Raw genomic sequence first — 12,445 nt, 5'->3', positions numbered from 1 at the left:
CGACATCCCCTCGAAACATACGTGGTTCAGACTGTCGACCGCACTCCCTTCGGAGGTGGCGCCGTCGACGTGGTGGGAGAAACCTCATGACCCGGATTCGTCGCGGGACACAGTTCACCGCACACCTGGTCAACTCGTCCGCCGAGACCGGCCAACCACGGGTGACCGACGACATCCGCGATGCGATCCTGTCCGGCGATCAACCGCCGGGCACCGCCATCCCGGTGGACGCAGTCGCCGCGCACCTGGGCGTCAGCCAGATCCCGGTGCGTGAAGCTCTCATGACGCTGGTCGGCGAAGGCCTGGTCGAACATCGTCCCCATGTGGGATACCGGGTGGCGACGCTCACGTTCGAAGAGTTCACCGACCTCTATCGGGTGCGTGAGGTGCTCGAAGCGGGTGCGCTGGCCGCATCGATCAGGCACGCGACGGCCCAAGACGACGCCGAGATCTGGGCCAGTCACCACGGATTGGATTCGGCCATCCGCGGCCACGATGACCGGATCTATCACAGCGAGTCTCGGCGCCTCCACCTGGCGATGATCCGGCCGTCGAGAATGGGCCGCCTGGTTCGCATGTACGAGTCCGCGTGGAATCTGACCGAACCGGCGCGACCGATGGCACATGTCTCAGACGAGGCCCGGCATCGTTTCCACTCCGACCACGGCGAGATGATCAGCGCCTTCGTTGCTCGCGATGGCGAGGCGCTGGCGGCCGCATCGCAGCGACACTACGAACACCTGCGGGCCGAGTTCGATCCGCTGCGCGACGACGCCGATCTGTTCCGTCGCCCGTGATTTCCTATAGGTGAGTGGTAACTGCGGGTTAACGCCGCTATGGCCGTTACGGAAACACTGCGCTCCTAAGTTCTTGGCACTGTCCGACTCGGGCTGTGCCAACCTCGCTAGGAGACCGTCATGACAACCGAAACACCGCCCCTGGTTGCCGGCACTCACCATGGACCGGCGGGTACCTCGATCATCAAGACCTCCTACCATCCGCGACTCACCAACGAGGATCTGGCGCCGTTGGTCGAACAGAAGTGGAACTGGTACAACATCTTTGCCTTCTGGATGGCCGACGTACACAGCGTCGGCGGCTACGTCACCGCTGGCGCACTGTTCGCCCTCGGGCTGACCAGTTGGCAGGTCTTCGTGTGCCTCATCGTCGGCATCTGCATCGTGCAGTTGGCCTGCAACCTGGTGGCAAAGCCCAGCCAGGTGCACGGGATCGCCTACCCGGTGGTCGCACGTGCGGCATTCGGTGTGATGGGCGCCAACATCGCCGCGATCATCCGCGGCAGCATCGCCATTGCCTGGTACGGGGTTCAGACATTCCTGGCAGCCGGAGCTCTGACCATCGTGCTGCTCAAACTGTTTCCCGGGATGGCGGCCTACGCCACCGACGACACCAGCTTCCTGGGCCTGTCCTATGTGGGCTACCTGAGTTTCGCCATTCTCTGGGTGGTTCAGGCGCTGGTGTTCTGGTGGGGAATGGAGATGGTGCGGTGGCTGTGCGATGTCAGCGGTCCGCTCATCTACACCATGATGTTCATCCTGTGCTTCTACATGATGGCCCGCGCCGACTGGCAGATCAGCCTGACGCTGTCGGACCGGCAACTCACGACCGGACAGCAGATCACAGCGATGCTGGGCGCTATCGCCCTGGTGGTGTCCTACTTCGCGGGACCGATGCTCAACTTCGGCGATTTTTCCCGGTATGCGAAGTCGTACAAGGAACTCAAGTTCGGCAACCTGGTCGGTTTGCCGATCAACTTCGTGGTGTTCTCCCTGTTGGTCGTGCTGACCGCCTCGGCCACCCTGCCGGTGTTCGGCGAAGTGATGACCAACCCCATCGACACCGTGGAGGCCATCGACACGTACACCGCGATACTGCTGGGTGGCTTCACCTTCGTGCTCGCCACCATCGGGATCAACATCGTGGCCAACTTCGTGGCGCCCGCCTTCGACTTCTCGAATGTCAACCCGCAGAAGATCAGTTGGCGCACCGGAGGCATGATCGCAGCCGTCGGATCGGTGCTCCTGACACCGTGGAACTGGTACAACAACGACGAGGCGATCTTCTGGACCCTCGGACTGCTTGGCGCCCTGATCGGTCCGCTGTTCGGCATCTTGATCGCCGACTACTACCTGGTCCGCAAGCAGCGCATCGTGGTCGATGACCTGTTCACCATGGAGGAAACTGGAACATACTGGTACAGAAAAGGATTCAACCCAGTAGCGGTCAGGGCAACCATCATCGGGGGCGCCGCATCGATCGGTTCGGTGGTGTTACCCAAGATCCTCGGCGTTGTTGAATCGCTGGGCCAGTTCAGTTGGTTCATCGGGTGCTTCGCGGGCTTCATCGCCTACTACGCACTCGCCTACCGCGCCAACGTCGCCGGCGTAGCCGACGAGAACAGGGCTGTCGCCGCGGAATGACCGCAGTCACGCCGATAAGGATCAAGGTCGTCAACCCCAACACCACGGAGTCGATGACGGCAATGATCGCCGTGAGTGCCAGGGCCAGCGTCGCCCCAGGCACGCGCGTGGACGCGGTCAACCCCACCACCGGGCCGGAGTCCATCGAGAGCCACTACGACGACGCTCTGGCCGCCGCCGGGGTGTTGCGGGAGGTCGAAGCCGGTGAGGCTGAGGGTTACCACGGTTACGTGATCGCCTGCTTCGGCGATCCGGGGCTGCTCGCCGCGCGAGAGGTGGCCCGAGGACCCGTCGTCGGGATCGCCGAGGCATCCATGCGAACGGCTGGTTACCTCGGGCGCACGTTCAGTGTGGTCACGACGCTGGCGCGGACGATCGGGCACATAGCAGACCTCACCCATCGGTACGGGGTGGCGCCGGCGTGCGGTGGAATCCATGCCTGTGACATTCCCGTGGTCGAACTCGAACGTGAGCCACTGGCATATAAGGGCATTCGCGATGCCGCAGAGCAAGCGCTGGTCAGCGACGGTTCAGACGTCATCGTGCTCGGTTGCGCCGGCATGTCGGACCTATGCGCCCGCTTACAAGCCGAGCTGGACGTTCCGGTCATCGACGGAGTGGCCGCAGCGACCGCCCAGGTGGAGGCACTCGTCCGCATGGACCTACGAACGTCCGTACGCGGCGAATTCGCACCCCCGCCAAGCAAACTGCGCCGATGAGGATGCTAACCCGGGTCGCCGTACTCGTCGAACCAGTGCGCGAGTTTGCCGCGGCGGCTGACCGCGCGCAGCCGACGCTCGGCGAGATCCCTTGTGGCGGTGGTGGTGACGATCATCAGCTCGTCATCGGTGCGCAGCCGGGTGGTCGGCTGGGGCACGAAGGAGCGACCGTCGCGGATGATCAGCGTGATCACGCTGGGGTCGGGCAGCTGCAGCTCGAGCACCGTGACATTGTGCAGCCGTGAACCCGGCATCACGGTCATCGTGATCAGCTCGGCGCCCAGCACGTCCAGCGGTGCCGCGTCCACCTGAATCTCGCGGGTGGCGTCCCTCGGCACCAGCCGCAGCAGGCCGGCGACAAATTTCAGACTCGGCCCCTGCACCAGGGTGAACACAACGACCAGCATGAACACGATGTTGAGCAAGCGTCCGCTGTCGGGCACGCCCTCGACGACCGGATACGTCGCCAGCACGATCGGCACCGCGCCCCGCAAACCGGCCCAGGAGATGAAGGCCTGCTCGCGCCAAGGAATGCGGAACCCGATGAGCGACACGACCACCGACACTGGCCGGGCAATCAGCAGCAGCACCAGCCCGGCCACCACGGCGGGCACGATGTCGCCGATCAGTTGACCGGGCGAGGCCAGCAGACCCAACAACACGAACAGCCCGATCTGGGCCAGCCACCCCGACCCTTCTGCAAACGATCGGGTCGCCGAACGGTGCGGCAGTCCGGAGTTGGCCAGCACCACGCTGGCCAGATAGGCCGCGACGAACGCACTGGCGTTGGCCGCACCACCGGCCGCGAACGCCAGCATGCCCAGGCCGAAGGCCGCCAACGGGTACAGCCCCGCCGAGGGCAACGCGATGCGCCGCAGCGCGACCGCGCCGAGGAAGCCACAGGCCAGGCCGATCACGATGCCGATGGCCAGGTTGTAGAACAGCGTCACCGCAATGCGGCCGGGATCGAGCTCCAGCGGCACCGTGGCGAACAGCACCACCAGGATCACCGCGGGGGCGTCGTTGAATCCCGATTCGGCCTCCAGCAGCCCACTCACCCGCCGCGGCAGCGGCACGACCCGCAGCACCGAGAACACCGCAGCGGCGTCGGTGCTCGAGACGATCGCCCCCAGCAGCAGTGCCAGCTGCCAGTTCACGCCGAGCAGGAAGTGCACGCAACTGGCCGTGACCACCGCACTCACGCCGACCCCGACCGTCGCCAGCACAGTAGCCGGCGCGAGCACGCGACGGATGTCGCTGAACTTCGTCGTCAGACCACCCTCGACGAGGATCACGCCCAACGCCGCGATACCCAGATTCTGCGCCAGCTGCGCGTCGTCGAAATTCAGCCCGAGGCCCGCCTCCCCGACAAAGACGCCGACACCGAGAAACAGCAACAGACTGGGCAGGCCGATGCCGGTGGCCAACCGTGTCGCGATGATGCTTGCCAGCAGAACGAGGCCCCCGATCAACAGCGCCACGTACAGCTGGTGCAGGCTCAAGCGGACCTCATTCACAATTGGTTGGTCGACGGGGTTGTCGACGAATAGCTCGCAGCAAGTATTTCAGGGGCTGAAGGAGCCATCCATGCGGATAGCGGTTGCCGGTGCCGGTGCGGTCGGCCGGTCGGTTGCCGCCGAACTCGTCGGGTACGGCCACAAGGTGCTGCTGATCGAGCAGAACATCGCCCGTTATGCACCCACGACGGTGCCCGGCGCCGACTGGTTCCTGGCCGACGCGTGCGAACTGTCCTCGCTGCAGGAGGCCGAGATCCAGATCTGTGACGTCGCGATCGCGGCCACCGGCGACGACAAGGCCAACCTGGCGATGGCGCTGCTGGCCAAGACCGAATTCGGTGTCGGGAGGGTGGTCGCCCGGATCAACGACTCCCGCAACGAGTGGCTGTTCACCGACGCCTGGGGGGTCGACGTGGCGGTGTCGACACCGCTGGCCATGGTCGCCGCGGTGGAGGGAGCGATCGATGTCGGCCACCTGGTGCGCTTGATGGCATTGGGCCGCGGGCTGCCCACCCAGGTCGGCCAGGCCAACGTGGCCAAGCTCACGGTGCCCGTCGACAGCCCGCTGGTCGGCCGGCGGGTGGGTGCCCTGCGCATGCCCGCCGACAGTGCACTGGTGGCATTGCTGCGGGTCAAACACCTGATGGTCGCCGAGCCCCATGAGGTGATGCAGGCCGGCGACGAACTGCTGTTCGTAGCCACAGCCGACGCCGAAGACCAGATTTCGGCCCTGGTGCTGGGCGGGCCCGCGGATCGCCCACCTCAGCGCCGATGAGGACGAGCAGTCCGCGCAGCCGCAACGAGCACCCGACCGGCCCTGAAGTAGACTGACCTCGCCGGTCTCGCCGGCAAACACCACCGATCCCCGGAGTCCATGCTCGCGATACTGCTTGCCCACGCGGTTGCCGCCGCCGTGGCGCCGCTGCTTGTCCGCCGCTGGGACAGTCGGGCGTTTCCGCTGCTCGCCCTGGTACCGGCCGGGTCGCTGATCTGGGTGGTCACGAACTGGCCCACCGACGGCCGGGAAGCCCGTGTCGACGTGCCCTGGGTGCCCGACCTGTCGATGGACATCGCGCTGCGGTTCGACCCGCTGGCTGCGCTGATGAGCGTCATCGTCCTCGCGGTGGGTGCGCTGGTACTGCTCTACTGCACCGAGTACTTCCACCATCACGACGGTCACCGGGAGGACCGGTTACCCAGCTTCGCCGCCCAGCTGGTCGCCTTCGCCGGAGCGATGTTCGGCCTGGTCACCTCGGACAACATGTTGGTGCTCTACGTGTTCTGGGAGCTGACGACAGTGTTGTCGTTCCTGTTGGTGGGCCACTACGCAGAACGCGCCACGAGCCGGCGGGCAGCCATGCAGGCGCTGCTGGTGACCACCGCCGGTGGGCTCGCGATGCTGGTCGGTGTCATCGTGCTCGGTTCGGTGTCGGGCACCTACCTGCTCTCCGAACTCATCGCCGCGCCACCGAGCGGCGCGGCGGTCAACGTCGCCCTGGCACTGGTGTTGGTCGGTGCGATCAGCAAGTCCGCGCTGGTGCCGCTGCACTTCTGGCTTCCGGGCGCGATGGCGGCTCCGACACCGGTGAGCGCCTACCTGCACGCCGCGGCGATGGTCAAGGCGGGCGTGTACCTGGTGGCCCGGATGACGCCGGGGTTCGCCGATGTCGCGCTGTGGCGGGTGACCGTGGTGGTGCTGGGCACGGCGACCCTGCTCATCGCGGGGTGGCGTGCACTGCGCGAATACGATCTGAAATTGGTCCTGGCCTACGGCACGGTCAGCCAGCTCGGGATGATCACCGTGATGGTCGGCACCGGCGGTGGCGACATGATGCTGGCCGGGTTGGCCCTGCTCTGCGCGCATGCCATGTTCAAGGCCACGCTGTTCATGGTGGTCGGCATCATCGACCACGCGACCGGAACCCGCGACATCCGTCAGCTCGCCTGGCTGGGCACCCGTAGTCCGGTGTTGTTCGCCATCACCGTCACCGCGGCCGCGAGCATGGCGGGCCTGCCGCCGCTGTTCGGCTTCGTGGCCAAGGAGGGCGCCTTCGAGACCCTCGCGGCCAGCGAATCACTGGGTGCCACAGCACCTTTCGTACTGGCGGCGATCGTGCTCGGCTCCACCTTCACGTTCATGTACAGCCTGCGGGTGGTCTGGGGCGGCTTCGCCCGCAAGGGGCAGCCCGAACCCTCGCGACTGGTCGCCCAGATGCACCAGCCATCGTGGGTTTTCCTGGCCGCGCCGGCGGTGCTGGCCACAGCGGGCCTGGTCTTCGGGGTGTTCCCGTCGCCATTGGACTCGGCACTGGCGGCCTACGCCAGCACCGTGCCCGGCGGTGTCGACTACTACCTGGGGTTGTGGCACGGCTTCGGTCTGCCGCTGGTGCTGTCACTGGTGGTGATCGCGGTGGGCACGGCGGCGTTCTTCGGACGCCGGCGGTTGCCGCGCATCCGCTCCCGGTGGCTGTCGCTGGGCGACGCCGACGAACGCTACGACGCCGTGGTCCGCGGTGCCGACCTGCTCTCGCTGCGAGCTACCGCGTTGACCCAGCGCGGATCCGTTCCGGCCATCCAGGCCACCATCATGGTCACGCTGGTGCTGCTTCCGGCCGTGATGCTGGCCTGGGGCGCCCGCGACCGAGTCGAGTTCGAACTGTGGGACTCGCCGTTGCAAGCTGTGGTGGCGCTGCTGATCATCGCCGCCGCGGTCGGCGCGACGCTGACCCGCAACCGGCTGGCCGTCGTGCTTCTCATCAGCCTCACCGGGTATGGCACCGGCGTGATCTTCGCTCTGCACGGGGCACCCGATCTGGCCCTGACGCAGTTCCTGGTCGAGACGGTGCTGCTGGTCGTCTTCGTACTGGTGCTGCGCACGTTGCCGGCCGAGACCGACGCCGCCAGCGTGACACGACTGCGGTTGCCGCGCGCGGCGCTGGCCTTGGCAGTCGGGGCGACCGTGGCCACCGTGGCGGCCTTCGCGATGGCCGCCCGCCAGACGGTGCCGGTCGCCTCCCTGCTGCCCGATGCCGCCTACTACCTGGGCGACGGATCCAACGCAGTCAACGTCATCCTGGTCGACATCCGCGCCTGGGACACCCTCGGTGAGGTCTGCGTGCTGCTGATCGCCGCGACCGGGATCGCCTCGATGGTGTTCCGGCACCGGCGGTTCGGCGCGGCGCCGCGGGTCCCCGAGGCCCGTCGCAGCGCCGACGGCACCGAACGTTCGGCGGCCTTCAGTCTGCTGCGCGGCACCGCGTTCCGGGATCCGGCCGAGCGTTCGCTGGCTCTGGAGGTCGCCACCCGGATGGTCTTCCCGCTGATCATGGTGCTCTCGCTGTACTTCTTCTTCACCGGCCACAACACCCCCGGCGGCGGGTTCGCCGGCGGCCTGACCGCCGGCCTGGCGCTCACGCTGCGTTACCTGGCCGGGGGGCGCTACGAACTCGGCGAGGCACTGCCCTTCGACGCCGGCAAGGTGTTGGGCGCCGGCCTGATCCTGGCCGCCGGCGCTGCCGTCGTCTCGCTGTTCCTCGGCGCACCTGCGCTGTCCTCGGCGACATTCGAGGTCACCCTGCCCATCCTGGGTGACATCAAGTTCGTGACCTCGCTGTTCTTCGATGCCGGCGTGTACCTGATCGTGGTCGGGCTGGTGCTCGACATCCTTCGCAGCCTCGGCGCACGGTTGGACGAGGAGATCGCCGAGCAAGCGGCCCCGACGCCGTCGGGATCGGGGACCTCATGAGCGCTTCACTGGTGGGCCTGGTCGCCGTCGGCGCGATGCTCAGCTGCGGTGTTTATCTGGTGTTGGAACGCAGCCTGACCCGGATGCTGCTCGGTGTGCTGCTGATCAGCAATGCGGTCAACCTGCTGCTGCTGATCGTGGCGAGCCCGGCGGGTAATCCCCCGGTACGCGGGCGCTCGGTGCTGGGCCGCGAGATCACCGCCGACCCGCTGGCCCAGGCGATGATCCTCACCGCGATCGTCATCACCATGGGTGTGGCCTCATTCATGTTGGCGCTGGCCTATCGCTCCTATCAGCTGACCACCGAAGAGGAAATCGAGCGCGACCCCGAAGATGTTCGGGTCGCCCAGCAGACCGGCGAGGAGAACCGCGACGTCGTGACGCAACGACCGCCACGAGCGCCCGACCAGCCTGCCGAGCTGGACGATCTACCCGACGAGGAGTACGAGAAATGAGCGCCGCCGCGGTACTGATCCCGCTGCCGGCGCTGATCCCGATGCTGGGCGCGGCGGCCACCCTGATCGCCGGCCGCCGGCCCCGGGTGCAGCGATTGATCACGCTGATCTCGTTGACCGCCGTGCTGGCGGTGTCGGTGGCGCTGCTCTACCTGGCTGACCGAGGCGACACCCTGGTGGTTCAGGTCGGTGGCTGGGGCCAGTCCGAGCCGGGGATGGGGCCACTGGGCATCTCCATGGTCGTCGACCGGCTCTCGGCGCTGATGCTCGTGGTCTCCTCGATCGTGCTGCTGTCGGTCATCTGGTTCGCCATCGGCCAAGGCGTGCGCGACGGCGACGATCGCCAGCCGGTGTCGATCTTCGCCCCGACCTACCTGGCGCTGGCCTCCGGTGTCTGCATCGCGTTCATGGCCGGCGACCTGTTCAACCTGTTCGTCGGGTTCGAGGTGCTGCTGGCTGCCAGCTTCGTGCTGCTCACCATCGGCGGCAATGCCCAGCGGATACGCGCCGGGGTCGTCTACGTGATGGTCTCGCTGGTGGCGTCGATGATCTTTCTCACCGGCGTGGCGCTGGTGTATGCCGCCGCGGGCACCGTGAACATGGCCGAGCTGTCCAACCGTCTCGGTGAGGTCAGCCCCGGCACCCGCAGCGCGGTGTTCGCGGTGCTGTTGGTGGCGTTCGCCATCAAGGCCGCGGTGTTCCCGCTGTATGCGTGGCTGCCCGACTCCTACCCGACCGCCCCGGCGCCGGTGACCGCGGTGTTCGCCGGCCTGCTGACCAAGGTCGGCGTGTACGCGATCATCCGGGCCCATACCCTGCTGTTCCCCGACGGTGGGCTGGACCCGGTGCTGCTGGTGGCCGCGCTGGCCACCATGCTGCTGGGCATCTTCGGCGCGATCGCGCAGAACGACATCAAGCGATTGCTGTCGTTCACCCTGGTCAGTCATATCGGGTACATGATCTTCGGGGTAGCGCTGGCCTCCGAGCTGGGCATGTCGGGGGCCATCTACTACGCCGCGCACCACATCATCGTGCAGACCACGCTGTTCCTGGTGGTGGGTCTGATCGAGCGCCAGGGTGGTTCTGCCACGCTCAGACGGCTGGGCGGGCTGGCTGCGGCCAGCCCGCTGCTGGCGGCCCTCTATCTGGTACCAGCGCTCAATCTCGGTGGTATACCGCCGTTCTCGGGCTTCATCGGCAAAGTCGCGGTGCTGCAGGCCGGTGCCCAGGACGGCGCCGTGCTGGCGTGGATGCTGGTGGGTGGCGGCGTCGTGACGAGCCTGTTGACGCTGTATGTGATGGCGCGGGTGTACGCCAAGGCGTTCTGGCGTCCGCGCTCCGAGGCACCGGAGGGCCGGCTGTCCATGGCGGTGCCGACCGCGCTGATCGCCGACGGTGGCGGCGACGTCGAGTTCGACCAACGCGCCGACGTCGGCCGGATGCCACCGGGGATGGTCGTGCCCAGCGTCGCGCTGATCGGCGTCGGCCTCGCGCTGACCGTGTTCGCCGGACCGATCTTCGCCTACAGCGAGCGTGCCGGCCACCAGCTGTTCGACCGGCAGAACTACATCAGCGCCGTCCTCGGGGAGCCGTCATGATGCGCAAGTACGGCCTGCGCATCGGGCTGGTGTTTTGGCTGACCGTGGTGTGGGTGCTGCTGTGGGGCACGTTGTCGGCCGCCAATATCCTCGGCGGTCTGGCCGTCGCCATCCTGGTCACGGTGCTGCTGCCGCTACCGGTGATCCCGGTGCAAGGTCGGCTGCATCCGCTGTCGATGCTGCGGTTGCTCGGCCGGGTGGTCCTCGATCTGATCAAGGCCAGTACCCAGATCGCCTGGCTCACCGTGCGCCCGGGGCCGCCGCCGCGCAGCGCCGTGGTCCGGGCACCGATGGAGGTCAAGTCCGACCTGACGCTGGCGCTGACCGCGGCGATCCTGACCCTGATCCCCGGCACCATGGTCGTCGACATCGACCAAGCCAACCGGGTGCTCTACGTTCATATCCTCGACGTCCGGCCGGATGGGGCGATCGACGAGTTCTACCGTGATCTCCGGCATTTGGAGAAACTGCTGATCGCGGCGTTCGAACGCGTCGACGAATGGCAGCCGGCCCCGGAAGGGACAGCGCCGTGACCGCGATCTGGTGGGCCAGTGCGGTGATCCTCTGCCTGGCTGCGACCATCACGATGTACAGGGTGCTGGCCGGGCCCAACACCATGGACCGGCTGGTGGCCACCGACACCCTGGTCGCGGTGATGCTGTGCGGCCTGGCGACCTGGGCGGCCTACACCCTCGACACCACGGTCAAGTACGGCATCGTCGCGCTGTCGTTGATGGCCTTCGTCGGCTCGGTGAGCGTGGCGCGCTTCCGGGTCCCCGACAAGGACGGCGGTCCGCGGTCATGAGCATCCTCGATCTGATCGCCGGGCTGCTCGTGCTGGGCGGTTCGCTGCTGGCGTTGACCGCTGCCATCGGAGTAGTGCGCTTCCCCGATGCCTTGTCCCGGATGCACGCGGCTTCCAAGCCCCAGGTCCTCGGCTTGCTGCTGGTATTGGCCGGTGCCGTGATCCGACTGCGCGGTAGCGCAGATGTCGGCGTGCTGATGCTGGCCGGATTGTTCACCGTGATCACCGCCCCGGTGATCGCGATGCGCATCAGTCAGGTGGTGTACCGCGAAGGCACCTACCGCAAAGACTTGATGACGCTCGACGAACTGGGTGACCAGCGTCCCGAGGGCTGACCCGCCAACGGCGTCGGCGGTGGTGCTTAGGCCGACCGCAAAGTGGGAATCTTGCTGCAATGAGTAGTCCGGTGGTGCGCAGACCCAGCCGCACCGACGCCATGCTGGCGGCGGCCACGCTGCGTGCGGCCGAGAATCGTTCGAGTTGCCCGCTGTTCACCGACCCGTTCGTCGAGCCATTGCTGCAGGCGGCCGCGGCCCGCGGTTGGCAGCCGGGGCCCTGCGCCGACGGCGGCCCGTTGGCGGCCTACGAAGCCTATGTGGCGTGCCGCACCCGCTGGTTCGACGAGCACTTCATCGCCGCGGGTGCGCGCGGCGTCGACCAGGCGGTCATCATGGCCAGCGGACTGGATACCCGGCCGTGGCGGCTGCCGTGGTTGTCGAGCAGTGCGATTTTCGAGATCGACCACCACGAGGTGCTGGATTTCAAATGCGCTGCGCTGGACGGCCGCCGCGCCGAACACGCCGCGGCCCAGCATTGCGTGGTGCCTGCCGACCCGCGCACCGACTGGTCGATGGCATTGCAGGAGGCGGGTTTCGACGGTTCCGAACCTGCCGCATGGTCCCTGGAAGGGGTCCTGCCCGACTGGTCGAGCGACGACCGCACCGCAGCGGTCAGGCTGGCCGCCGAGCTCAGCCGGCCGGCCAGCCGACTCGCCGTCGAGATCCCCGAGGCAGAGGCCGACGCGCTGTGTGCGCAGCTGTGTGGACTGGGCTGGCAGGTCGCCGTCGAGCGGGCACAGACCCTGATGGACCGGTACTCCCGCTGTGTGCCCGACGATGCCGTCGAGTTGACGCCGCGACGTGCCTTCCTATGTGCCGTGCGGTAG

Annotated in this window: 12 protein-coding genes; 11 read left to right on the top strand and 1 reads right to left on the bottom strand. The window is 67.1% G+C overall.

The genetic code is table 11. The features are described from left to right. Positions 1-86 precede the first annotated feature (86 nt). From KXD98_RS02390 to KXD98_RS02380, 3 genes are all read left to right on the top strand, one after another. Complete coding sequence (locus tag KXD98_RS02390; RefSeq protein WP_260761698.1) at positions 87-797, top strand: GntR family transcriptional regulator; 711 nt, start codon at positions 87-89, stop codon at positions 795-797. 120 nt (positions 798-917) lie between these two features. Then, the gene (locus KXD98_RS02385) at positions 918-2,441 is read left to right on the top strand and encodes an NCS1 family nucleobase:cation symporter-1 (protein WP_260761697.1); all 1,524 of its coding nucleotides are present in this window, start codon (positions 918-920) and stop codon (positions 2,439-2,441) included. A gap of 14 nt (positions 2,442-2,455) precedes the next feature. Beyond that, positions 2,456-3,160 (top strand): aspartate/glutamate racemase family protein, encoded by a 705-nt coding sequence (locus KXD98_RS02380; protein ID WP_313901283.1) that lies wholly within the window; start codon positions 2,456-2,458, stop codon positions 3,158-3,160. 5 nt (positions 3,161-3,165) lie between these two features. On the opposite strand, the gene KXD98_RS02375 is transcribed toward KXD98_RS02380, so the two are convergent. Continuing rightward, positions 3,166-4,662, bottom strand: coding sequence for a potassium/proton antiporter (locus KXD98_RS02375; RefSeq protein ID WP_260761695.1), 1,497 nt, complete (start codon positions 4,660-4,662; stop codon positions 3,166-3,168). Positions 4,663-4,747: 85 nt separating this feature from the next. On the opposite strand from KXD98_RS02375, the gene KXD98_RS02370 reads away from it, so the two are divergent. The 8 genes from KXD98_RS02370 to KXD98_RS02335 all read left to right on the top strand — a co-directional run bounded on the left by KXD98_RS02370 (position 4,748) and on the right by KXD98_RS02335 (position 12,445). Next, on the top strand, positions 4,748-5,452 hold the full coding sequence (locus tag KXD98_RS02370) for a TrkA family potassium uptake protein (RefSeq protein ID WP_260761694.1): 705 nt from the start codon (positions 4,748-4,750) through the stop codon (positions 5,450-5,452). A 99-nt stretch (positions 5,453-5,551) separates the two neighbouring features. Next, positions 5,552-8,422, top strand: a complete 2,871-nt coding sequence (locus KXD98_RS02365) for a Na+/H+ antiporter subunit A (protein ID WP_260761693.1) — start codon at positions 5,552-5,554, stop codon at positions 8,420-8,422. Further along, entirely contained in the window at positions 8,419-8,877 is a 459-nt protein-coding gene (locus KXD98_RS02360; protein WP_260761692.1) for a Na(+)/H(+) antiporter subunit C, read from the top strand. The genes KXD98_RS02365 and KXD98_RS02360 overlap by 4 nt, the downstream gene beginning before the upstream one ends. Continuing rightward, on the top strand, positions 8,874-10,475 hold the full coding sequence (locus KXD98_RS02355; RefSeq protein ID WP_260761691.1) for a Na+/H+ antiporter subunit D: 1,602 nt from the start codon (positions 8,874-8,876) through the stop codon (positions 10,473-10,475). Before KXD98_RS02360 ends, KXD98_RS02355 begins: the two co-directional genes overlap by 4 nt. Beyond that, positions 10,475-11,008 (top strand): Na+/H+ antiporter subunit E, encoded by a 534-nt coding sequence (locus KXD98_RS02350; RefSeq protein WP_260764935.1) that lies wholly within the window; start codon positions 10,475-10,477, stop codon positions 11,006-11,008. Before KXD98_RS02355 ends, KXD98_RS02350 begins: the two co-directional genes overlap by 1 nt. Positions 11,009-11,061: 53 nt before the next feature. Next, complete coding sequence (locus KXD98_RS02345) at positions 11,062-11,280, top strand: monovalent cation/H+ antiporter complex subunit F (protein WP_396883078.1); 219 nt, start codon at positions 11,062-11,064, stop codon at positions 11,278-11,280. Next, entirely contained in the window at positions 11,277-11,615 is a 339-nt protein-coding gene (mnhG, locus tag KXD98_RS02340; RefSeq protein WP_260761689.1) for a monovalent cation/H(+) antiporter subunit G, read from the top strand. Before KXD98_RS02345 ends, mnhG begins: the two co-directional genes overlap by 4 nt. A gap of 59 nt (positions 11,616-11,674) precedes the next feature. Beyond that, on the top strand, positions 11,675-12,445 hold the full coding sequence (locus tag KXD98_RS02335; protein WP_260761688.1) for an SAM-dependent methyltransferase: 771 nt from the start codon (positions 11,675-11,677) through the stop codon (positions 12,443-12,445).

It is taken from the genome of Mycobacterium sp. SMC-4 (assembly GCF_025263265.1).
Lineage (GTDB): Bacteria > Actinomycetota > Actinomycetes > Mycobacteriales > Mycobacteriaceae > Mycobacterium.
Note: the sequence above shows the minus strand (reverse complement) of the source record. Positions and strands in the feature narration are given on the sequence as shown.